Source organism: Bradyrhizobium sp. P5_C11_2, assembly GCF_054049755.1.
In genome coordinates this window covers 1-23,573 of sequence record NZ_JBFULT010000024.1, presented here as the reverse complement: position 1 = coordinate 23,573, position 23,573 = coordinate 1, and the positions used below count along the sequence as shown (strand labels likewise).

Annotated in this window: 18 protein-coding genes; 5 read left to right on the top strand and 13 right to left on the bottom strand. The window is 65.7% G+C overall.

Annotation, left to right across the window (positions count from 1 at the left end):
- The first annotated feature begins 12 nt into the window (after positions 1-12).
- A complete protein-coding gene (locus tag ACXJL8_RS04665) occupies positions 13-1,569 on the top strand; it encodes an MDR family MFS transporter (RefSeq protein WP_456684674.1) in 1,557 nt (518 codons plus the stop codon).
- Between the two features lie 73 nt (positions 1,570-1,642).
- Here the strand turns inward: ACXJL8_RS04665 and ACXJL8_RS04660 are convergent, their stop codons facing one another.
- The 6 genes from ACXJL8_RS04660 to pcaF form a co-directional block, all read right to left on the bottom strand.
- Positions 1,643-2,707, bottom strand: a complete 1,065-nt coding sequence (locus ACXJL8_RS04660) for a phosphotransferase (RefSeq protein ID WP_456618387.1) — start codon at positions 2,705-2,707, stop codon at positions 1,643-1,645.
- A 76-nt stretch (positions 2,708-2,783) separates the two neighbouring features.
- Positions 2,784-4,475: a methyl-accepting chemotaxis protein gene (locus tag ACXJL8_RS04655; RefSeq protein ID WP_456618388.1), complete on the bottom strand. Its 1,692-nt coding sequence runs from the start codon at positions 4,473-4,475 to the stop codon at positions 2,784-2,786.
- Between the two features lie 240 nt (positions 4,476-4,715).
- Positions 4,716-5,306 (bottom strand): protocatechuate 3,4-dioxygenase subunit alpha, encoded by a 591-nt coding sequence (gene pcaG, locus ACXJL8_RS04650; protein WP_456618389.1) that lies wholly within the window; start codon positions 5,304-5,306, stop codon positions 4,716-4,718.
- A gap of 1 nt (position 5,307) precedes the next feature.
- Positions 5,308-6,009 (bottom strand): protocatechuate 3,4-dioxygenase subunit beta, encoded by a 702-nt coding sequence (gene pcaH / locus ACXJL8_RS04645; protein ID WP_456618390.1) that lies wholly within the window; start codon positions 6,007-6,009, stop codon positions 5,308-5,310.
- A gap of 127 nt (positions 6,010-6,136) precedes the next feature.
- Positions 6,137-7,030, bottom strand: coding sequence for a dioxygenase family protein (locus ACXJL8_RS04640; protein ID WP_456684673.1), 894 nt, complete (start codon positions 7,028-7,030; stop codon positions 6,137-6,139).
- Between the two features lie 117 nt (positions 7,031-7,147).
- A complete protein-coding gene (pcaF, locus tag ACXJL8_RS04635; protein ID WP_456618392.1) occupies positions 7,148-8,356 on the bottom strand; it encodes a 3-oxoadipyl-CoA thiolase in 1,209 nt (402 codons plus the stop codon).
- 340 nt (positions 8,357-8,696) lie between these two features.
- Between pcaF and mutS the strand changes: the two genes are divergently transcribed.
- Positions 8,697-11,435, top strand: a complete 2,739-nt coding sequence (mutS, locus tag ACXJL8_RS04630; RefSeq protein WP_456618393.1) for a DNA mismatch repair protein MutS — start codon at positions 8,697-8,699, stop codon at positions 11,433-11,435.
- Between the two features lie 114 nt (positions 11,436-11,549).
- Here the strand turns inward: mutS and ACXJL8_RS04625 are convergent, their stop codons facing one another.
- The 6 genes from ACXJL8_RS04625 to ACXJL8_RS04600 all read right to left on the bottom strand — a co-directional run bounded on the left by ACXJL8_RS04625 (position 11,550) and on the right by ACXJL8_RS04600 (position 18,027).
- Positions 11,550-13,226, bottom strand: coding sequence for a methyl-accepting chemotaxis protein (locus ACXJL8_RS04625; RefSeq protein ID WP_456618394.1), 1,677 nt, complete (start codon positions 13,224-13,226; stop codon positions 11,550-11,552).
- Between the two features lie 324 nt (positions 13,227-13,550).
- Positions 13,551-14,360: a hypothetical protein gene (locus tag ACXJL8_RS04620; protein ID WP_456618395.1), complete on the bottom strand. Its 810-nt coding sequence runs from the start codon at positions 14,358-14,360 to the stop codon at positions 13,551-13,553.
- Between the two features lie 157 nt (positions 14,361-14,517).
- On the bottom strand, positions 14,518-15,027 hold the full coding sequence (locus tag ACXJL8_RS04615; protein WP_008145226.1) for an OsmC family protein: 510 nt from the start codon (positions 15,025-15,027) through the stop codon (positions 14,518-14,520).
- 70 nt (positions 15,028-15,097) lie between these two features.
- The gene (locus ACXJL8_RS04610; RefSeq protein ID WP_456618396.1) at positions 15,098-15,883 is read right to left on the bottom strand and encodes an ABC transporter ATP-binding protein; all 786 of its coding nucleotides are present in this window, start codon (positions 15,881-15,883) and stop codon (positions 15,098-15,100) included.
- A gap of 3 nt (positions 15,884-15,886) precedes the next feature.
- Complete coding sequence (locus tag ACXJL8_RS04605; protein WP_456618577.1) at positions 15,887-16,732, bottom strand: ABC transporter permease; 846 nt, start codon at positions 16,730-16,732, stop codon at positions 15,887-15,889.
- A 323-nt stretch (positions 16,733-17,055) separates the two neighbouring features.
- Positions 17,056-18,027, bottom strand: coding sequence for an aliphatic sulfonate ABC transporter substrate-binding protein (locus tag ACXJL8_RS04600; protein WP_456618397.1), 972 nt, complete (start codon positions 18,025-18,027; stop codon positions 17,056-17,058).
- A 188-nt stretch (positions 18,028-18,215) separates the two neighbouring features.
- Here ACXJL8_RS04600 and ACXJL8_RS04595 point away from each other — a divergent pair, with 188 nt between their 5' ends.
- Positions 18,216-21,005, top strand: a complete 2,790-nt coding sequence (locus ACXJL8_RS04595; protein ID WP_456684672.1) for a [protein-PII] uridylyltransferase — start codon at positions 18,216-18,218, stop codon at positions 21,003-21,005.
- A gap of 92 nt (positions 21,006-21,097) precedes the next feature.
- Here the strand turns inward: ACXJL8_RS04595 and ACXJL8_RS04590 are convergent, their stop codons facing one another.
- Positions 21,098-21,628, bottom strand: a complete 531-nt coding sequence (locus ACXJL8_RS04590) for a methylated-DNA--[protein]-cysteine S-methyltransferase (RefSeq protein ID WP_456618399.1) — start codon at positions 21,626-21,628, stop codon at positions 21,098-21,100.
- 97 nt (positions 21,629-21,725) lie between these two features.
- Between ACXJL8_RS04590 and ACXJL8_RS04585 the strand changes: the two genes are divergently transcribed.
- Positions 21,726-22,082 carry a DUF1304 domain-containing protein gene (locus tag ACXJL8_RS04585; protein WP_456618578.1) on the top strand — a complete coding sequence of 119 codons (357 nt, stop codon included), beginning with the start codon at positions 21,726-21,728 and terminating at the stop codon, positions 22,080-22,082.
- 133 nt (positions 22,083-22,215) lie between these two features.
- Entirely contained in the window at positions 22,216-23,442 is a 1,227-nt protein-coding gene (locus ACXJL8_RS04580; RefSeq protein WP_456618400.1) for an ABC transporter substrate-binding protein, read from the top strand.
- Positions 23,443-23,573 lie beyond the last annotated feature (131 nt).

Below are 23,573 nucleotides of genomic sequence, written 5' to 3'. Positions count from 1 at the left end.
AGGACTGATCCGATGTCCGGTCCCAATGCCAGCCTGATGGTCCCCGGCCTGCGCCGGAACATGGTGACGATCTGCGCCATGACCGCGACCATCATGCAGGCGCTGGACACCACCATCGCCAACGTCGCCCTGCCCTACATGCAGGGCACGCTGTCGGCCTCGCAGGACCAGATCAACTGGGTGCTGACCTCCTACATCGTCGCCGCCGCGATCATGACCGCGCCGGTGGGCTGGATCTCCAACCGCTTCGGCCGCAAGCGCATCTTCGTCATCTGYGCGGCCGGCTTCACCTTCGCCTCCGTGCTGTGCGGGCTGGCGCAGGACATCAACCAGATGGTGCTGTTCCGCCTGCTGCAAGGCGTGTTCGGCGCCGCGCTGGTGCCGCTGTCGCAGTYGGTCATGCTCGACTATTACACGCTCCAGGAACGCGCCAAGGCAATGTCGATCTGGGGCATGGGCGTGATGATGGGCCCGATCATGGGCCCCTCGTTAGGGGCCTGGCTGACCGAGACCTATTCCTGGCACTGGGTGTTCTTCGTCAACCTGCCGTTCGGCGCGATCACCGTGCTCGGGCTGATCGTCTTCATGGATGAGACCAAAAAGGACCTCAGTCTCAAATTCGACTGGTTCGGCTTCGCCGCACTGGCGGTCGCGATCGGCTCGCTCCAGCTCGCGCTCGACCGCGGCGAGCAGTTGGGCTGGCTCGAATCCAACGAGATCATCGCTGAGTTCATCGTCTCGGCCGTCGCCTTCTATTTCTTCGTCGCGCACTCCTTCACGACCTCGACGCCGTTCATCCGCTTCGCGCTGTTCAAGGACCGCAATTTCGTCACCGGCTGCATGTTCATGATCGTGATGGGGCTCGTGCTGTTCTCGACCATGGCGCTGGCCTCGCCCTACATGCAGAACGTGATCGGCTATCCGATCATCACCGCCGGCCTGCTGCTGGCGAGCCGCGGCTTCGGCACCTTCTTCGCCATGATGCTGGTCGGCCGCATGATGCGCTATGTCGAGGCGCGCACGCTGATCATCGCGGGCCTGACGCTGACCGCAGGCTCGCTGTTCCAGATGACCGGCTGGACCGACCTGACCCAGGTGCCGGAGATCGTGACCGTCAGCATCATCCAGGGTTTTGGCTTCGGCCTCGTCTTCGTGCCGCTCTCGACGGTGGCGTTCCTGTCCCTGCCGAACCAGCTGCGCACCGACGGCACCGCGATGCTGACCCTGATGCGCAACGTCGCGAGCTCGGTCGGCATTTCCGTCGTCATCGCCCAGCTGACGCAGGGCACGCGGCGGACCTATGCGATCCTGTCCGAACACATCAATCCGTTCAACCACGCGCTCCAGATGCCCAGCGTCAGCGGCATGATCAACCTGTCCACCGACGCGGGCCGCGCCATGGCCGACAGGATGGTCAACGTGCAGGCGCAGATCATCGCCTTCGCGCACGACTATATGCTGGTGATGGTCTTCATCCTCTGCACCATCCCGCTCGCATTGTTGATCGGCTCCACCAAGGCCACGCTGCGCAAGCAGGCCGCGGGGCCGGAGCATGCGGTGATGGAGTAGGCACTGTCGTCCTGCCACAAACTCCGCCGTCGTCCCGGCCTTCGCCGGGACGACACTGAATCTGTCGGGTGAGCTACCCCAAAAACTCCTCGCAGCCGAGATCGTCGACCGCGAGCATCACCCGCTCCAGATTATTCCACCAGATCAACGGCGGAAGGTTGATGCTCCACTGCCAGACCGGCTTGGTGATGTGCCAGAGCACCGACCAGCGATAGTCCTGATCGAGCGCGCCGCGGGTGTAACCACTGACGCCGTGCGCCAGCAGCGTGTCATGGTAACGGTTGAGCAGCGCTCGCTCGAGCGCCTGCCGGCGGTCCGGATACCATTGCATCGCCATCATGTAGGCGAGGTCGCCGGTTGGCACGTTGATGTTCCACAGGTCGAAATCGAAGACCCGTACGGTGTCGGCGACGCCGGCGCGCGGCAGCAGGAAATTCCAGGTGTGGGCATCGCCATGGGTGATGCTGACGTGACGCCGCGCATGATAGCGCTGGGATAGCCGAGCTGACTGATCGATGAGCCGCCGGTAGAGGATGCGGCGCTCCTCGCTGAGCCGGTCGCCGAGCAGATCAGCAAAACGGTCGTAGTGCCCGGCGAAAGCCTCCATGTGTCTCGTGCTGTCGTCGCCGCTCGCCCAGGAGCCGACGCTCTCGCCGAGACTGGCGTGATCCCACCACGCCGCGTGCCAGCCCGCCAGCGTCGTGACGATCGCCGTTGCCTGCTCGCGCGCGGGCGGCAGCGGCCATTGGGTTGCGATCTCATGGCTGTCGGTGAGGTCCTCGAGCAGGAGATGCCAGGTCTGGCTCTCCTCTTCGAAGCTTCCGTCGAAGCAGCGCGGCACGAGCCCCGGCGCCAATTTCGGCGCGAGCTGCGTGTAGAAGGCCACTTCATGCCGGCCGCCGTCTGCAAGCGTCTTTGCGAAAGCGGAATGCGCTGTCTTCAGGATCAACGACTGCGGGGCGCCGGCGGATTCCCCGACATAGCGAAGGCCGAGCCTGACAATATGTGACAAGACGGTGTCGCGCTGGTGCAGCACCTTCACTTCGCGGACCGCGCCGCGGTCCAGCGCACCGGCCCTGCGCAGTGCGGCCGTCAGTTGGGCGGGCTCAACGACCGCCGGCAATTGTGGAAGTGCCATGAACCACGATGCCCCTGTCCCGCGCCATACTGCACGATCACAACCCCGGGCACCAGCGGCCGACCTGATACCGGGCTTAAGCCGCGGCGGTCGAATCGCGCACGGTCCGGACCACGACCGACCGCAGAGATTCCAGATTGGCCGCCATGCCTGCGATCGCCTGCCTGACCTCCGCGGCGCGCTCGTTCACCGAACCGGCGTCGCGGCTGACATTGGCGATCTTGGCCGAGACTTCCTTTGCGGCGGAGGCCGATTCGGAAATCGACCGCGCGATCTCCCGTGTCGCCGCATCCTGCTGTTCCATCGCTGCGGCGACCGATGTCGCCACACCGTCGATCTCGACGATATGGCCTCCCATGGTCTCGACGGCGTCGACCGCGGCCTGCGTCGAGGCCTGGATCTCGGCGATCAGGCGCGTGATCTCCTCGGTCGATTTGGCGGTCTGGTCGGACAGGGATTTCACTTCGGCCGCGACCACCGCGAAGCCGCGGCCGGCTTCGCCGGCGCGCGCCGCCTCGATCGTGGCGTTGAGTGCCAAGAGGTTGGTCTGGCCAGCGATGCCGCCGATCAGGTCGGAAACCTCGGCGATCTTCTTTACCGAGCCGGCCAGCGCCTGAATGGTGGAACGCGCCTGCTCGCGGCCGGTGACCGCCGATTTGGTGACGGTGCTGGTGCGTGCGACCTGGGTCGCGATCTCCCGGATCGAGGCGCTCAGTTGATCGGCCGCGGTGGAAACGGTTTGCGAACTGCTCAGGGCCTGCGTGGATGCCGAAGCCACCGCCTGCGACTCCGTGGACAACGACCGCGCGATCTCGGACAGGCTGGAGGCAGCCCGTTCGACGCCTTGGGTCGCGGCGCTCGCGGTGTCGACCGAGCGGCCGGTTTCCCGCTCCACCGTCTCGGCCATCTGGTGCAGGGCGCCGCGCTTGGCAAGCGCCGCCTCCTGCTCCTTCTCCAGCTGTTCTTCGCGCAGCCGGGCGTTGTCGACCGCCGCCTGCTTGAACACCAGCAGTGCCCCTGCCATCGAGCCGACCTCGTCCTGACGGTGCGCGAAGGGGATGTCGGCGGCGATGTCGCCGGTTGCAAGCTTCTGCATCGTATCTGTCATGCGCACGATCGGGCGCACCACGCCGAGCGCAACGCCGAGCAGGCCCGCGGCAATGAAGGCCAGGACGGCAGCGGTCACGCCGAGGAGGATGTAGAGAATCGAGCTGTCGCGGTCCGCGGCCAGCTTCTCCATGTCGGCATTCTGCTTGTTGGCGTTCTCGACGATGCTGTCGATGACGGCGCGATGCGCCGTGTAGGCGTCCTTGAGCTGCGCATAGGCGCGCTCGGAAGCGGCGCTGTCCTTGGCCTTGAGGGAGGGCAGCAGCTGGTCGGACAGGAGTTTCCAGAATTTCTGCACCTCGGCGTCGGATTTTGACACCAGCGCCGTCTTCAGGTCGGCCGAGAGGCTGGAGCCGACCCAGAACGCCTTGCGCTCGTCGTAATCCTTGCGGAGCTGAACCAGGCGCTCGCCATGGGCCGCCAGTTGGTCCGGCTCGCGCATCGCCAGCGTCGCCTCGAGATAGGCCTCGATGACGTATTCCGGCGGCGGCAGGATGTCGGCGATGAGGTCGTTGCCCAGCTTGATGTCGGAATAGAGCGGTCCGCCGACCTTCAGTTCTTTCAGGGCGTAGAGGCTGGTCGAAACCACCGCGGTGAAGCCGATGGCGAGAACGATTCCGAACGCGATGATCGCGGAGGACAACGACAGGCGAATTTTCATAAAGCAATCCGGGGGCATGCGTCGAAACCGCGGCGACCCTAGACGAATACGGTAAATACGGACTTTCTTCGCGCCAGAATTGTATCGCGCGAGCTCCGCAATACTACGGGAATGGGACGTCAAACCATCGGTTTTGAGTCAGGGAGACTGACGCACAAACGTGAAGAGGATCGGCAGCGGGCGCAGCTGCGCTGGATGAGAAACGCGTGCCGGCTGTAGATATCGCCGGCACGCGTTGCCTCACACGTCGAAGAACACCGTCTCGTCGCCGCCCTGCAGCCGCAAGTCGAGGCGAAACACCGGCTTGCCGGCCTCGCGCACAGCGATCAGCGTCGCGCGGCGGTCGGCCGGCACCAGCGCCAGCACGGGATCGGCGGCGTTGCCGGCTTCGTCGCTGAAATAGATGCGGGTGTAGAGGTGCCGCAGCATGCCGCGGCCAAATACCGCAAGCACAATGTGCGGCGCCTGCGGCTTGCCGTCCGGATCCGGCACCGTGCCGGGCTTGATGGTCTCGAAGGAATAATGGCCGTCCTTGTCGGTGCCGCAGCGGGCGAAACCGCGGAAGCTGGCGTTGGACAGCGCGCGCTTGTCCTGGGGATCTGCAAAGCGCCCCTGCGCATCCGCCTGCCAGATCTCCAGCATGACATCGGGCACGACGACGCCGTCGCCGTCGAACACGCGGCCCTCGATGCGGACGCGATCACCGGTGACGTCGGGTGTCAGCGTCGAGTTCGTGAACGCGTCGTTCCAGGCGTATTCGCCGGTTGGCGTCAGGCCGTATTTGAAGAACGGACCGACGGTCTGCGATGGGGTGATACCGTTGTCCTGCACGTTACTTCGTCTCCATTGGCGTGGCGTCCTTGCCGCGCAGCACGATGTCAAAGCGGTAGCACAGCGCCCATTCGGGCTGGGTGTTCTCGAGATCGAACGACGAGACCATCCGCGCCCGCGCCTTCTCGTCCGGCACCGAGTTGAAGATCGGGTCGAACGGGAACAGCGGATCGGCCGGAAAATACATCTGCGTCACCAGCCGCGTGACGAAGGAATGGCCGAACACCGAGAGATGGATGTGGGCGGGACGCCACGCATTGTGGTGATTGCCCCAGGGGTAAGCGCCCGGCTTGATGGTGACGAAGCGGTAGTAGCCCGCGGCATCGCTTTGCGTGCGGCCGGCGCCCGTAAAGTTCGGGTCGAGCGGCGCCGGATGCTGGTCGCGGACATGGACATAGCGGCCGCAGGCATTGGCCTGCCAGATCTCGACCAGCGAATTGGGCACGCCGCGGCCGTCCTCGTCGCGGACATGGCCGTGCACGATGATGCGCTCGCCGATCGGCTCGCCGGTGTGCTGGGTGGTGAGATCGTTGTCGCCTTCCCGCACGGTCTCGTGGCCGTAGACCGGGCCGGTCAGCTCCGACAGGGTGTGGCGCATCGGAATCAAGGGCTTGTTCGGCGCGCGCTTGATCGAGCTCTTGTACTCGGGCGACAGCGGCAGCGGATGCGCCTTGTTGCTGTCTGTGGGATAGATGAATGTCATTGGCGAACTCCTCCCCGGCCCTTGTCGTCTGGCCGGTCAACGCTTCCGCCAATCATTATAGGATATAACTAATCGGGGGAAGCGGGGTTTGGCGGTCCTCCTGCGCCCGGCATCCGGCATGAGCATACTATTTTATCGGCGGGCGCGGCAGCACGGCCTCGCCGGCCTCGAGCCGGTAGGTGTGGTCGAGCGAGTACCAGGGCGTCGCGACATCGTGCTCGGTCGGATGCGGCGAATCGTGGCGCAGGAACTTGCCGATCAGCGCCTGCGTCACCCCGAACTGCACGTCGCTGTCGATATGCGGATCGGCGGGGTCGTAGACCTGCGAGATCAGCACCTTGAATCCGGGCTTGAAGATCAGGGCGTGCAGATGCGCGGGACGATAGGGGTGCCGGCCCTGCGCCTTCAGGAGGCGGCCGACCACGCCGTCGGTCGGAATGGGATAGCCAATCATCATCACCGAACGGAAGGCGAAGCGTCCATCCCGGTCGGTCGTGAACTTGCCGCGCAGGTTCATGTCGGCCTGCTCGGGGTCCTGGTTCTCATAGAGCCCAACCGGCGAGGCGTGCCAGACATCGACCTCGGCGCCAGCGACGGGACGACCGTCCTTGTCGACGACGCGGCCGCTGACGAACAGCGGCGCACCCGGCGTCTGCGAGCGGACAATCGATCCGCCATTCTCGACCCGCGGCGAGTTCAACCGCCAGAACGGTCCGAGCAGTGACTGGTCCGTCTCCGTATTGCCCTGATCGCCATTGTTGAGCAGGCACACCAGCGGCGAGACGCCGAGCGAGCCCGCCATCAGCACGACTTCATTATGCGTGTCGGTCGAAAGCTTGCCGAGCTCAGCCAGGATCGCCGTGGCGTCGCGGAATTCGGCCTCGGTCAGCCTGACATCGCGGACGAAGGCGTGCAGATGCTTGACCAGCGAGACCATGATCTGGCGCAGCCGCGGATCGGACGTCCGCTCCATCACGGCCAATGCCGCGGCCGTGACGTCCTGCTCGCGCGCGATGATCATGGCGCCATCCTTCTCCCTGTTATTCCGGGGCAGCCCGCAGGGCTGAACCCGGAATCTCGAGATCCCGGGTTCAGCCCTGTCGGGCTGCCCCGGGATGACGGTCCACTGCGTGGACCGTCAATTCAACTTCTCGATCGCGACCGCGACGCCCTGGCCGACGCCGACGCACATGGTGGCGAGCGCGAGCTTGCCGCCGCGCTTTTCCATGCCGTGCACCGCCGTCAGCGCCAGGCGCGCGCCGCTCATGCCGAGGGGATGGCCGAGCGCGATGGCGCCGCCATGCGGATTGACGAAATCGGCATCATCAGCAACGCCGAGCTGGCGCATGCAGGCGATGCCCTGGGAGGCGAAGGCCTCGTTGAGCTCGATCAGGTCGAAATCGCTGATCTTCTTGCCGAGCCGCTCCATCAGCTTGCGGGTCGCAGGCACCGGTCCAATGCCCATGATGCGCGGCGGCACGCCGGCGGAGGCGAGGCCGAGGATGCGCGCGCGCGGCGTCAGGCCATGCTTCTTCACGGCGGCTTCCGAGGCGAGGATCATCGCGGCGGCGCCGTCATTGACGCCCGACGCGTTGCCGGCGGTGACCGTGCCGGGATTGCGCACGATCGGCTTCAGCTTGGCGAGACCTTCCAGCGTGGTCTCGGGGCGCGGATGCTCGTCCTTGTCGACCGTGATGGGACCGGCCTTGCCGCCGGGAATGGTGATCGGAATGATCTCTTCGGCAAAATAGCCGGCGGCGATCGCGACACCGGCGCGCTGCTGCGAGCGGATCGCGAAGGCGTCCTGGTCGGCACGCGAGACCTGGAATTCCTCGGCGACGTTCTCGCCGGTCTCCGGCATGGCGTCGACGCCATACTGCGCCTTCAGCAGCGGATTGATGAAGCGCCAGCCGATGGTGGTGTCAAAGATCTCGGCCGAGCGCGAGAAGGCTTCCTGCGCCTTGCCCATCACGAACGGCGCCCGCGTCATGGATTCGACGCCGCCGGCGATCGCAAGTTCGATCTCGCCGGAGCGGATGGCGCGGCCCGCCGCACCGACCGCGTCGAGGCCGGAAGCGCAGAGCCGGTTCAGGGTCTGGCCGGGAACCGAATCCGGCAAGCCCGCCAGCAACAGCGCCATGCGTGCGACGTTGCGGTTGTCCTCGCCGGCCTGGTTGGCGCAGCCGAAGAACACTTCGTCGACCTGCGCCCAATCGAGATTGGGGTGCTTGGCCATCAGCGCCTTGATCGGGGCCGCCGCGAGGTCGTCGGCGCGCACCTTGGCGAGAGAACCGCCGAAGCGGCCGATCGGGGTCCGCACGGCATCGCAGATAAAGACGTCACGCATCGTTGTTCTCCCTGAATGCCGCGGTTCGGCCCAAATTCTTCAATGTCGGCGGAGTTTTAGGAGGGCGCCCGCGGCAGGTCAATTGACGGTTTCGCGGGTGATTTGGAGGGGCCCGCGCGTGACCTCCCCCAGCCGTCATTCCGGGGCGCCCGGAGGGCGAGCCCGGAATCCATAACCAAGAACCGGGGTTATGGATTCCGGGCCTGCGCCTTGCGGCGCATCCCGGAATGACAACGGAAAATGTGGCAGCCGTTTCCGCTACACGGACAACGTGGAAAACCTCCCCTCCCCGGCCAAACCGATAGGAGCAGGTGCCGAAATTTTGTAGGTTGCGCCGCCCATGACGATGCAACAGCCCATTCCCGCGCCAGAACCTGACCCCACGTCCGCGCCGCAGGCGGAAGCTGCCGCGCGCGTCACGCCGATGATGGAACAGTACCTTGAGATCAAGGCGGCCCATCCGGGCCTGCTGCTGTTCTACCGGATGGGCGACTTCTACGAGTTGTTCTTCGAGGACGCCGAGATCGCCTCCAGGACGCTCGGCATCGTCCTGACCAAGCGCGGCAAGCATCAGGGCGCGGATATCCCGATGTGCGGCGTTCCGGTCGAGCGCTCCGAGGATTACCTGCACCGCCTGATCACCGCCGGGCACCGGGTTGCGGTGTGCGAGCAGACCGAGGATCCCGCCGCGGCGAAAGCGCGCGGCAACAAGAGCGTGGTGCGGCGCGGCGTGGTGCGGCTGGTCACGCCGGGCACGCTGACCGAGGACACGCTGCTCGATGCGCGCGCCAACAACTATCTGCTGGCGATCGCGCGGGCGCGCTCGTCTGCCGGCGGCGACCGCTTCGGGCTTGCCTGGATCGACATCTCGACCGCCGAGTTCGTGGTGACGGAATGCAGCGGCGGCGAACTGGCCGCAACGCTGGCGCGCATCAATCCGAACGAGGCGATCGTCACCGACGCGCTCTACAACGACAGCGAGCTCGGGCCGACCTTGCGCGAGCTGCCGGCCGTGACGCCGCTGACCCGTGATGTCTTCGACGGCGCCACCGCCGAAAAGCGCCTGTGCGACTACTTTGCTGTCGCGACCATGGATGGGCTGGCGCAGCTGACGCGGCTGGAAGCCACCGCTGCGGCCGCCGCCGTCACCTATGTCGACCGCACCCAGGTCGGCAAGCATCCGCCGCTGTCGCCGCCCGCGCGCGAGGCCTCGGGCGCGACCATGGCGATCGATCCGGCCACCCGCGCCAATCTCGAATTGACACGCACGCTTGCCGGCGAACGCCGCGGCTCGCTGCTCGACGCGATCGACTGCACGGTGACCTCGGCCGGCTCGCGCCTGCTGGCGCAGCGGCTGGCTGCCCCCTTGACCGATGCACCGGGGATTGCGCGCCGGCTCGATGCCGTCGGCGCCTTTGTTGCGGATTCGGCCGCGCGCGAAGACATCCGCAGCATCCTGCGCGGCGCGCCGGACATGTCGCGGGCGCTGGCCCGGCTGTCGGTCGGACGCGGCGGGCCGCGCGACCTCGCCGGTCTGCGCGACGGCATTGTGGCCGCCGATCAGGCGCTGGCGCGGCTTGGCGAGCTCGATCAGCCGCCGCAGGAGATCGCGGCGGTGATGGCGGCCTTGCAGCGGCCGTCACGCGAGCTTGCGGCAGAGTTCACAACCGCGCTCGCCGAGCAATTGCCGCTGATCAAGCGCGACGGCGGCTTCGTCCGTGAGGGCTACGAGCCCGCGCTCGACGAGGCCCGAAACCTGCGCGACGCCTCGCGCCTGGTGGTGGCCTCGATGCAGGCCCGCTACGCCGACACGACCTCCGTGAAGGGCCTCAAGATCCGCCACAACAACGTGCTCGGCTATTTCGTCGAGGTCACCGCGCAACACGGCGACAAGCTGATGTCGCCGCCGCTGAACGCGACTTTCATCCATCGCCAGACGCTGGCGGGCCAGGTGCGCTTCACCACCTCCGAGCTTGGCGAAATCGAGGCGAAGATCGCCAATGCCGGCGACCGCGCACTCGGGCTCGAGCTCGAGATCTTCGAGCGGCTTTCCGCCAAGGCGCTGGCGATCAGCGACGATCTGCGCGCCGCGGCCCATGCTTTCGCGCTGCTCGATGCCGCGACGTCGCTCGCAAAACTCGCGGTCGACGAGAACTATGTGCGGCCCGAGGTCGATTCCTCGCTCGGCTTTGCGATCGAGGCGGGCCGCCATCCCGTGGTCGAGCAGGCCTTGAAGGGCAATGGCGAGCCGTTCATCGCCAATGCCTGCGATCTGTCGCCGGGACCTGCGCAAAAGTCCGGCCAGCTTTGGTTGCTGACCGGTCCCAACATGGCCGGTAAATCGACCTTCCTGCGCCAGAACGCGCTGATCGCGCTGCTTGCCCAGGTCGGCAGTTTCGTGCCGGCCTCGCGGGCGCGGATCGGCATCGTCGACCGGCTGTTCTCACGCGTCGGCGCCGCCGACGATCTCGCCCGCGGCCGCTCCACCTTCATGGTGGAGATGGTCGAGACCGCGGCGATCCTCAATCAGGCGGGCGAGCGCGCGCTCGTGATCCTCGACGAGATCGGCCGCGGCACCGCGACGTTTGACGGCCTCTCGATCGCCTGGGCCGCGATCGAGCATCTGCACGAGAGCAACCGCTGCCGCACGCTGTTCGCGACGCATTATCATGAGCTGACCGCGCTCTCCGCCAAGCTGCCGCGGATGTTCAACGCCACCGTGCGGGTCAAGGAGTGGCAAGGCAACGTCGTGTTCCTGCACGAAGTGCTGCCGGGCTCGGCCGATCGCTCCTACGGCATCCAGGTGGCGAAGCTCGCCGGCCTGCCGCCGGCCGTGATCACGCGCGCCAAATCGGTGCTGGCCAAATTAGAGGCGCAGGACCGCGGCCAGACCGCACGTGCGCTGGCCGACGATCTGCCGCTGTTCGCCGTGCCCTCGCGCGCCGCCGCCGAAGCCGCGCCGCCGAGCGAGGCCGAACAGTTGATGGACGCGGTGAAGGCGCTGCACCCCGACGAGATGTCGCCACGCGAGGCGCTCGATGCGCTCTATGCGTTGAAGGCCAAGCTGCCGAAGCAATGACGCTGCGGTAGGGTGGGCAAAGCGCAGCGTGCCCACCATGCGACGGCGAATTCGCGGACAGATGGTGGGCACGGCGCGCAAAGTGCGCGCCTTTGCCCACCCTACGATTCTGAGCTACGCCCTTGCCGCAATCGCCGCTGCCTCCGCTGCCGCGCGCTGCATGCTGGTCGACATTTCGTTGGTCACCGTGCTCTGCTCCTCGACGGCGGCGGCGGTCGAGGTCACGTATTCGCTGACATTGTTGATCGCCTGCTTGATGGAGCCGAGCGCGCTGACGACGTCGCCGGAGATGCCGTTGAGGCTGCCGATCTCCTGGCCGATCTTGTCGGTCGCCTGCTTGGCCTGGTTGGCGAGGCTCTTCACTTCGGAAGCGACCACGGCAAAGCCGCGGCCGGCTTCGCCCGCGCGCGCCGATTCGATCGTGGCGTTCAGCGCCAGCAGATTGATCTGGCCGGTGATGCTGTTGATCATCTCGACGATGCCGCTCATCGCCTGCGCGGCCTCGGTGAGGCGCTGGGCCTGGGCGTCAGCGGCCGCGACCTGATCCACCGCGCTCAACGCGGTCTCACGCGATTTGGTCATGGCCTCGGAAATCTCGCGCACCGAGGCGTTGAGCTCTTCCGAGCCCGCCGCGACCGATTCCATCATGCCGCGGACGCGCTCGTTGCCCATGCGGACCAGCACCTGCCGCGTGGTGTCGGTGGCATATTTCACGACCTTGAACGGCTTGCCGTTGAGATCGAGGATCGGGTTGTAGGAGGCCTGGATGTAGACCTCCTTGCCGCCCTTACCGATGCGCTTGTATTCTGCCGCCTGGTACTGGCCGCGGTTGAGGGCGGCCCAGAACTCGCGATAGGCCGCGCCGTCGCGCTCGGCTGGCTCGACGAACATGCTGTGATGATGGCCCTTGATCTCGGCCAGCGAATAGCCGAGCGTGGCCAGGAAATTGGCATTGGCGGTGATGATCGTGCCGTCCATGTTGAACTCGATCACCGCCTGCGCCTTGTCGATCGCCGCAATCTGGCCGGCGAGATCGGCGTTCTTCAGCTTCTCCGCGGTGATGTCGGTCGCGAACTTGGCGACGCCGAACGGCTTGCCGCTCTCGTCGAGCAACGGATTGTAGGAGGCGAGAATCCAGACCTCGCCGCCGCCCTTGCCGATGCGCTTGAACTCGCCGGCCTGGTATTCGCCGCGGTTGAGCTTGGCCCAGAACTCGCGATAGGCGCCGCCGTCACGCTCGGCCTGGGCCACGAACAGGCTGTGGTGCTTGCCCTCGATCTCGGCGAGCGAATAGCCGAGCGTCTTGCAGAAATTCTCGTTGGCCGTGACGATGGTGCCGTCGAGCTTGAACTCGATGACCGCCTGGGCGCGGCTGATGGCGGACACCTTGGAGGCCTCCGTCATGCTCTGGATCTTCTTGGCGGTGATGTCGGTCGCGATCTTCACGACCTTGACCGGCTTGCCGGCATCGTCCAGCACCGGATTGTAGGACGCCTTGATCCAGACCTCGCGGCCGCCTTTTGCGATCCGCTTGAATTCGGCGGCCTGGAACTCGCCGCGGTTCAGCAGCGCCCAGAACGCCTTGTACTCGGCGCCGTCGCGCTGATCGGCCGGCACGAACATGGCATGCTTCTTCCCCTTGATCTCGTCGAGGGAATAGCCGAGCGCGTTCAGGAAATTCTGGTTGGCGGTCAGGATCGTGCCGTCCATGGCGAATTCGATCAGGGCTTGAGAGCGGCCGATGGCGGTGAGTTGGGCGTCCGCGTCACCGCGGGACTTGCGACCGAACATCAATGAATCTCCATCCAAATAAACGCCGATGGGACGCGCCCGTCGGACCGGGGATATGGCTGCGCGGCAAGCCTGCCGTATTCCAATCAACAATTCCCGCGGGGTCCGAGCAATCGGACTGCAGATCCGTCGAAGCTAACGGCAACGAAAAGCAAAAAAGGGTACGCCGTCAAATTTCGTACAGGGAAAATTCGAAGAAAGTTCTAATAGCAATGTCAGGAATTGGCAGGAGCGAGACATTTCCCTCGCACGTCGCACGCTTATTCGAATGAACCGGCGCCCCAAGCTGTACTTGGCGACGCCATGTCGCGCGTGTCCGTAGTCYTACGGCGCCTGCCGCGCCCTGTGCAGCGCACGGCGGCCGATCCCCCACAGCGTCAGATTCCAGGCCACGCAGGTTCCAAGCGCGAGACACAAACCGACGGCGGAGCCGAACCAGACGACCGCGACGTGCAATACCGCGATAGCCATTCCGAATCCGAGCAGGCCCCAGGCGGAGTTGGCCAGCACGGCGGCGGTCGGCGGACCGCCGATGCGTGGATGCAGGATCACCATCATGCTGGAGAACACCACCGGATAGAGCGCGATGATGCCGCTGATGCGGGGGCCGACCCAGCCCGACGTCGAGACCACGATGGCGACAAGAGTTGCGACCAGAGCAGCCCGCATCGGCACGTCGTACCAGCGGCGCGTCACCAGCGGCATCTTGACGTGGCGATATTGGGCGAGAAGCGGAATGCAGATGCCGAACGCGATCAAATTGGCCGCAAGTCCGGCCGTCAGGGTCCAGTCAAACATGCGGATGATCGAGGCAATCGCGATCCAGACCGCGAACGCGCTTGCGCAGCTCGTCACGACACTGTGCCTCTGCGCCAGCACCACATAGGTGAGGCACATGAAGATCGTCGCCGCGTTGACCGGAAGACTCGACAGCGCGCCCTGCGCGATGAAGGCGGCGTCATGGTCGAGCGCGAGGAAGACGTAGGACGGGCCGGCCGAGACCGGCAAGGTCGCGATCAGCGCGCCGATCACCGGGCCCGAGCGCTCGGTGATGATGGACGCCGACACCACGAACGCCGCCGCGATCGCCATGCGCAGGACAAGGAAGACGAGGAAGTGGAGCTCGGGGGACATTTTTTCTTCGTCGTCCTGGACAAGCGAACGAAGTGAGCGCCGATCCAGGACCCATAACCACAGGCTTCGCTGTGTTGGACGATCGTAGTTGCCAGTACCGCAAGACAATCGGAACTGGGGGTAATGGGTCCTGGCTTTCGCCAGGACGACGCCGCGGCTACATCCGCTGCATCGACACCGACACCTTCGGGCCGTTCTTGATGGTCTGATAGACCACGCAATAGCGCTCGGTGAGCTTGAGCAGCAGATCGAGCTTGTCCTGCGGCGCTGGCGTGTCGACCTCGAAGCGGAGGCGGATCTCGGCGAAGCCGACCGGTGTCTCCTTGTCGACGCCGAGCGTGCCGCGGAAATCGAGATCGCCCTCGGCGTAGACGTTGCCGGTCTTGAGCGGCACCTCGATCGCGGTCGCGACCGACTTCAGCGTGACGCCGGCGCAGGCGACCAGGGCTTCGAGCAGCATGTCGCCGGAGCAGAGCTCGAGGCCGGAGCCGCCGGTGGCCGGATGCAGGCCGGCCATGGCGATGGCGCGGCCGGTTTCGACCTTGCAGGCGATGCCTTCGCTATCGGTCGAGCCCTTCGCCTTCAACGTGATCAGCGCGGTCTTGGGATCGGTCTTGTAGCGCTCCTTGATCGGGGCCTGCATCTGGCGCAGTTCTGCGGCGTCCATCTTGTTCTCTCCCGGAAAAATCGTCTCTACGAAGTACCGGCTTGCGATGTACCGGCTCGGAGAGAAATTGTCACCACCACATGGCCTGACCGGGACCCTGGGTTGCGTCACGGTCGGGCACGCTGCGGTCCAGCGAACGGTCGAGTGACGTCAGCACACTGCGCTTGAAAGTCTCGAACAGCGGCGAATTGCGGTCGCGCGGCCGCGCCAGATTGATCCCGATCTGGTCGAACAGCCGGCCCGGCCGCGGCCGCATCACCAGCACGCGATCGGCCAGCACCACGGCCTCGTCGACGTCATGGGTGACCAGAATGAGCGTCGGCCGCGTATCGGCCCAGAGGTCGAGCAGATGGTCCTGGAGGTCGGCCCGGGTGAAGGCATCGAGCGCGGAGAAGGGCTCGTCGAGCAGCAGCACCTCGGGCTGCGGCACCAGCGCGCGCGCGATCGCGACGCGCTGCGCCTGCCCGCCGGAGAGCTCGCGCGGCCAGGCCCCCGCCTTGTCGGCAAGCCCGACGCGGGCGAGCGCACGCGCGACCTTTTCGCGCCGCTGCGCCGCCGGCAGATCGGCGAGACCGAAGCCGATATTGTCGGCGACGCTGAGCCAGGGCAGCAGCCGCGGCTCCTGGAAGATGATGCCGATCTTGGCGTGCGGTGAAGCGATCGCCTCGTTGTCGAGCGTCACCGTGCCCGAGCTGGCGCGATCGAGGCCGGCGATGGCGCGCAGCAGCGTGGACTTGCCGCAGCCGGAGCCGCCGATGATGGCGACGATCTCGCCTTGTTTGATCTCGGCGGAGAAGCGCGCCAGCGCCTGCACGCCATTGGGATAGGTCTTGCTGACCCGGTCGAGCGCCAGCATGGCTTAAGCTCCCTTGGCGCGCCCGAAGCCGTCCTGCCAGCGCAGGAACGGCGCGGACCCGACCTCGATCAGCCAGTCGGTAAGCTTGCCGAGGATGGCGAAGATCACGATCGCGGCAAGGATCTGCGCGGGCTTGCCGAGCTGCTGGCCGTCGAGCAGGAGATAGCCGAGGCCTTCGGAGGCGCCGATCAACTCGGCCGCCACCACGAACATCCAGCCAAGCCCGAGGCCGACACGCAACGACACCACATAGGCCGGCAGCACCGCGGGCAAGAGGATGCGGCGGATCATGGCGGGGCCGGACAGGCGGAAGGTGCGGCCGACCTCGACGATCTTGCGGTCGACCGAGAGGATCGCGCCCATGACGCCGAGATAGACCGGAAAGAACACGCCGACCGCGATCAGCGCGATCTTCGAGGTCTCGAAGATGCCGAGCCACAGGATGAACAGCGGCACCCAGGCGAGCGACGGGATCGCGCGCAAGGCCTGCACGGTCGGATCGAGCAGCCGCCGTGCCAGCGACCAATAGCCGGAGATGGCCCCTAACAACGTGCCCGCGGCCACGCCGAATGCGAAGCCCAGGCCGACGCGCCACAGCGTCGCGGCGATGTGGCGGATCAGCTCGCCGGAGCGGGCGAGCTCCGCGATGGTGGCAAACACACGCGAGGGCGGCGGCACCAGCCGGCCGTTGGACCAGCCGGACCACACCACGAGCTCCCAGCCGAGCGCGAGCGCGAGCGGCAACAGCAGCCCCAGCACCGGCCGCGCATAGCGCGACAGGCGCGAGGGCGCGGCAGCGCTCTCGGCTGGTTCCGAAGATTGTTGCAGGACTGGCGCGTCGGAGATCATGGCCGGTAGGAAGCGCGTCTCGTGTGGGAATGCAAGGGCGCGCGGCATTCTCAATCGTCGTCCCGGCGAAGGCCGGGACCCATAACCACAGGGCGGAGTGGGTTACGGGGACTCGGAGTTACCGCCTTCGCGCCACAACCACTCCCTGGGGTTATGGGTCCCGGGCTCGCTTCGCGCCCCGGGACGACAGCGGAGTTTGTTGCGCGCAGCGAGTCTCTATCCTCCTGCGTAGCCCGGATAGAGCGAAGCGCAATCCGGGAATCGCATCGCGGGAAAGACCGTCCCGGATTGCGCTGCGCTCCATCCGGGCTACGAGACCGAGATCAATTCGTCGGCAGCGGGACCTGGTCGTCGATCAGGGCGTCGAGCGTCGCCTTGACGTCGACCTTGGCGTCGACGACGCCGGCCTGCTGCAATGCGAGGCCGGCGGCGAGGATCGAATCGCGCTGGGCTGCGCCGATGCGGCTGTGGGTGAGTTCGGTGCGCTCCTTGAGCTGCTTGTCGACGACGGCTTCGGGCAGCTTGGTGACGGCGATGAAGGTCTTCTTCAGGTCGTCATAGTTCGCCAGCGAATATTTCCGCGCGTCCTCGTAAACTGCGAGCACGCGGCGGACGACGTCCGGATTGTCCTTCAAGAACTGCTCGCGCACATTGAGGATGCCCCAGGTGTTGGCGTCGGCCTTGCGATAGAACAGTTTTGCGCCTTCCTCGACCTCGGCCTGCGCCATCATCGGATCAAGCCCGGCCCAGGCGTCGACGTCGCCGCGGATCAGCGCGGTCTTGCCGTCGGCGTGCTGGAGCAGCACCGGCGTGATGTCCTTTTCGGTCAGGCCCGCACCCAACAGCGCGCGCACCAGGAAGATGTGCGGATCGGTGCCGCGCGTCACCGCGACGCGCTTGCCCTTGAGGTCGGCGACGCCTGCGATCTTGGAATCCTTCGCCGTGACCAGCGCGGTCCATTCCGGGCGCGAATAGACATAGATCGACTTGATCGGGTTGCCGTTGATCCGGGCCACCAGCGCCGCCGAGCCCGCGGTCGAGCCGAAATCGATCGAGCCGGCATTGAGGAATTCGAGCGCCTTGTTGGAGCCGGCCGACTGCACCCAGGTGACGGTGATGCCGTCCTTGGCGAATTCCTTTTCCAGGAGCCCCTTCTGCTTCAGCACCAGCGACACCGGATTGTAGGTCGCCCAGTCGATGCGGATCTCCTTGAGCGGCTCGGCCGCCCTTGCCGCAGGGGTCGCAGCGAGCGCCACAGCTGCTGCCAACAAAACGCGTCGTGAAATTTTGGTCATGCCCGGGCTCCTCAGAAACTTCATTGTTTTTCAATGAGTTATATCTAGAGGTCAACGAGAAAATCCCACCCTTGAAAGCGCGCCGTCCGAGAACAGATTTGCCCAAAGCCGGCCTTTTCAAGCATGGAACGACTATTGCCCGAGAATGGCGGGTGACAGCGCCTGTCACCTCTTATATCCGGTGAGGCATGGACAGCGTCGCGACTGAGCACAAGGCCGAGGTGGATGATCGCTTTGACAGCGCGCGGATCACCGCCGCGGTCGACGCGCTTGCCGAAAAGCACGAGGGCCGCGAGGACACGTTCCGCACCGCCGTGGCGCAACTGCTCAAGGCCGAGCTGATCGCGGCGCGCGCCGCCGCGCAAGCGATCCTGCTCAAGGACCGTCACGGAAGGCGCTGCGCCGAGCGGCTGTGCCACGTGCAGGACGAGATCATCCGCATCCTGTATTCGGCGGCGACCCGTCATCTCTACCGTTCGCCGATTCCGAGCGGGGCCGAGCGCATGGCGGTGGTGGCGACCGGCGGCTATGGCCGCGGCCTGATGGCCCCCGAATCCGACATCGATCTGCTCTTCATCCTGCCCTACAAGCAGACCGCCTGGGGCGAGCAGGTCGCGGAAGCCATTCTCTATTGCCTGTGGGACATGGGCCTGAAGGTCGGGCATGCCACGCGGTCGGTGGATGAATCGATCCGCCAGGCGCGCGGCGATATGACCATCCGCACCGCGATCCTGGAGACGCGCTTCCTCACCGGCGACAAGCCGCTCTATGAGGAGCTGGTCGCGCGCTTCGACAAGGAAGTGGTGCAGGGCACCGCGTCGGAATTCGTCACCGCAAAGCTCGCCGAGCGCGAGGAGCGGCACCGCCGCGGCGGCCAGTCGCGCTACCTGGTCGAGCCTAACGTCAAGGACGGCAAGGGCGGCCTGCGCGACCTGCACACGCTGTTCTGGATCGCGAAATACGTCTACCGCGTCCGCGACACCGACGAGCTGGTCGAGCGCGGCGTGTTCGACGCGCAGGAGTACCGCACCTTCCGCCGCTGCGCCGATTTCCTCTGGTCGGTGCGCTGCAATTTGCACTTCCACTCCGGACGGCCCGAGGAGCGGCTGTCGTTCGATCTCCAGCGCGAGATCGCGGTCCGGCTCGGCTACACCTCGCATCCCGGCATGCAGGACGTCGAGCGCTTCATGAAGCACTACTTCCTGGTCGCCAAGGAGGTCGGCAACCTCACCGCCATCCTGTGCGCCAAGCTCGAGGACCAGCAGGCCAAGCCCGCACCGGTGCTGAGCCGGATGATGGCGCGGCTGCGCCCCACCGCCGTGAAGCGGCGCGTGCCCGACAGCGACGATTTCATCGTCGACAACAACCGCATCAACGTCGCCGCGCCCGACGTATTCAAGCACGACCCGGTCAACCTGATCCGCATCTTCCGGCTGGCGCAGAAGAACAACCTCGCCTTCCATCCGGATGCGATGCGCGACGTGACGCGCTCGCTCGGCCTGATCAACGCGCAGCTTCGCGAAAATCCCGAGGCCAACCGGCTGTTCATGGAGATCCTGACCTCCGACAACGCCGAGATCGTGCTGCGGCGGATGAACGAGACCGGCGTGCTCGGCCATTTCATCCGCGCCTTCGGCAAGATCGTCTCGATGATGCAGTTCARCATGTATCATCAYTACACSGTCGACGARCAYCTGATCCGCTGCGTCGGCTTCCTGCAGGACATCGAGCGCGGCGGCCTCGAGGAGTTCACGCTGGCGAGCGATCTGATGCGCAAGATCCGGCCCGAGCACCGGCCGGTGATCTATATCGTGACGCTGCTGCACGACATCGCCAAGGGCCGGCCCGAGGATCACTCGATCGCCGGCGCCAAGGTGGCGCGAAGGCTGTGCCCGCGGCTCGGCTTCAGCCCGGCCGACACCGAGCTCGTGGCCTGGCTGATCGAGGAGCATCTGACGATGTCCACGGTCGCGCAGTCGCGCGACCTCTCCGACCGCAAGACCATCGAGAATTTCGCGGCCGTGGTGCAATCGGTCGAGCAGATGAAGCTGCTCACGATCCTCACCACCGCCGACATCCGCGGCGTCGGCCCGGGGGTGTGGAACGGCTGGAAGGCGCAGCTGCTGCGCTCGCTGTACTACGAGACCGAGCCGGTGCTGACCGGCGGCTTTTCGGAAGTCGACCGCGGCAAGCGCCTCGCGGCCGCACATGCCGAATTCCGCATGGCCTTCGCCGAATGGCCGGCAGACGAGCTCGATGCCTATATCGGCCGGCACTATCCGGCCTACTGGCTCAAGGTCGAGCTGCCGCGAAAGATCCGACACGCCCGTTTCGTCCGCTCCAGCGAGCAGGCCGGCCACAAGCTCGCGATCAATGTCGGCTTCGACGAGGTGCGCGGCGTCACCGAGCTGACGATCTTCGCCGCCGACCATCCCTGGCTGCTGTCGATCATCGCGGGCGCCTGTGCCTCGGCCGGCGCCAACATCGTCGACGCCCAGATCTACACCACGACCGACGGCCGCGCGCTCGACACGATCTCGATCTCGCGCGAATACGACCGCGACGAGGACGAGGGAAGGCGCGCCACCCGGATCGGCGAGATGATCGAGGACGTGCTGGAAGGCAAGCTGCGCCTGCCGGAGGTGGTGGCGCGGCGCACCGTGCGCAGCAAGGCGCGGCCTTTCGTGATCGAGCCGGAAGTGACCATCAACAACCAATGGTCCGACCGCTACACCGTGATCGAGGTGTCCGGCCTCGACCGGCCCGGCCTGCTCTACGAGCTGACCACCGCGATCTCGAAGCTCAACCTCAACATCGCCTCGGCCCATGTCGCGACCTTCGGCGAACGCGCGCGCGACGTGTTCTACGTCACCGACCTGCTCGGCGCGCAGATCAATGCACCGACGCGCCAGTCCGCGATCAAGAGCGCGCTGACCCATGTGATGGCCGGCGACAAGGCGGTTCAGCCGGCGGCGTGAGCCTCTCGTCATTCCGGGGCGCCGCGCAGCGGCGAACCCGGAATCTCGAGGTTCCGGGTTCGCCCTGTGGGCGCCCCGGAACGACGGAGCCCTCAAACCTCCACCCCCTCGTGCCGCAGCAGCCAGCGCTTGCGCTCCAGCCCGCCGCCGTACTTCACCAGCGAGCCATCCGCACCGATCAGGCGGTGACAGGGCAGCACCACGCTGATCGGATTGGAGCCGTTGGCATGGCCGACGGCGCGGACCGCTTTGGGCATGTCGAGCCTCGTGGCGAGCGCGCCATAGCTGAGCGTGGTGCCGGCGGGGATCTGCGCAAGCGCGGTCCAGACCTTGCGCTGGAACGGTGTGCCGGCGATGCGCCATACGATCGCTGAAAGCCGGCCGAGATCGCCTTCGAAATAACCCGACAGCGCGGTCCGCATGCTCGCGGGCGCGGGCTGGTCGCTGAGAGCCACAGCGCCATAATGCAGGCGCAACAGCTCGCGCATGCGGTGCTCGTAGTCGTCCCAGTCGAGCGCGCGCAGCGCGCCGTCGGCATCAGTGACGAGCAGGGCGATCCCGATCGGCGTCGCCAGCCGATCGAGGCCGAAGCGTTCCGGCAGGCTGGTTGATCGAGCGGCCATTGCGACACCATTTCATCCAAACACGTGTCGCACTTGCCATGCCGGGCGTGCTAGCGTCCACCCGAAAGCTGACGCTTTGGGGGAGCTCAACTTGATCCTGATCGCCAATGTCCTGGTGGCGCTGGTCGCCGCGCTGCACGCTTACTTCCTGATCCTGGAGATGTTCCTCTGGGACAAGCCGCTGGGCCTGAAGACCTTTCACAATACGCCCGAGAAGGCCGAAATCACCAAGGTGCTGGCCGCCAATCAGGGGCTCTATAACGGCTTCCTCGCCGCCGGCCTGATCTGGGGCCTGATCCACGGCAACCCGGCCTTTGCGTTCCAGATCAAGGCATTCTTCCTCCTCTGCGTGATCGTGGCCGGCGCTTACGGTGCGGCGACCGTCAGCACGCGCATCCTGCTCGTGCAGGCCCTGCCGGCGGCGGTCGCGCTGGCCGCATTGTTCCTGACCTGAGAGGCTACGGCGCAGCGCCACGATCCTTGCGCGGCGCCTGCCCTTCCTCCACAATCTTCGGCAGCGATGGCGACCGTTGCAAGCAACGGAAAACGACCGTCGACGAAAATTCCGTCAGGAGGAACAACCCAAAATGAACAATCGCAGAGCCTTCATAGCTGCCACGGCGGCGCTCGCCGTCGCGTTCTCCGCCAGCCAAGCCCTCGCCCAGAAGAAATATGACACCGGCGCGAGCGACACCGAGATCAAGATCGGCCAGACCGTGCCGTTCTCCGGGGCCTACTCCGTCTACGCCAATATCGGCAAGACCCAGGCCGCCTACTTCAAGATGATCAACGATCAGGGCGGCATCAACGGCCGCAAGATCAACCTGATCCAGTATGACGACGCCTACTCGCCGCCGAAGACGGTCGAACAGGTGCGCAAGCTCGTCGAAGGCGACGAGGTGCTGTTCACCTTCCAGATCATCGGCACGGCCGCGAACGCCGCCGTGCAGAAATATCTCAACGGCAAGAAGATCCCGCAGCTGCTGGCCTCGACCGGCGCCGCACGCTTCAACGATCCGCAGAACTATCCCTGGACCATCGCCTACAATCCCAACTACGTGTCCGAGGGACGCATCTACGCCAAATACATTCTCGCCAATCACCCCAATGCCAAGATCGGCGTGCTCTACCAGAACGACGACATGGGCCGCGACTATCTCGCCGGCCTCAAGAGCGGCCTCGGCGACAAGGCCGCAGGCATGATCGTCGGCGAGGTGTCGTACGAGGTCACCGACCCGACCGTCGATTCGCAGGTGGTCAAGCTGAAGTCACTCGGCGCCGATCTTTTCTACGATGCCTCGACGCCGAAGTTCGCGGCGCAGGCCATCAAGAAGGTGGCCGAGCTCGGCTGGACGCCGGTGCACATCCTCGACATCAATGCGAGTCCGATCTCGGCGACGCTGAAGCCGGCCGGCCTCGACATCTCCAAGGGCATCATCTCGACCCAATACGGCAAGGAGCCGAGTGACCCGCAGTGGAAGGACGATCCGGGTGTGAAGGCGTTCTTCGCCTTCATGGACAAGTATTTCCCCGAAGGCGACAAGCTCAACACGGTCAACACCTATGCTTATTCGGTCGCCGAGTTGCTGACGCAGGTGCTCAAGCAGTGCGGCGACGACCTGTCGCGTGAGAACGTGATGAAGCAGGTCGCCAACATCAAGGACTTCACCCCGAGCTTCGCGCTGCCCGGCATCAAGATCAACACCGGCCCGAACGATTATCGCGTCAACAAGCAGATGCAGATGATGAAGTTCAACGGCGAGCGTTGGGAGCTGTTCGGCCCGATCATCGAGGACAACGGCCCGTCGGGTTAGTTCTCTGCAAGACTTCGTAGGGTGGGTTAGCCTTGCGGCTGCGCGAAGCGCATCTGCTCCGGCGTAACCCACCACTGTCTCTATCCGCGGAAACAGAAGCGGTGGGTTGCGCCCGGCGGACTGCGCTTCGC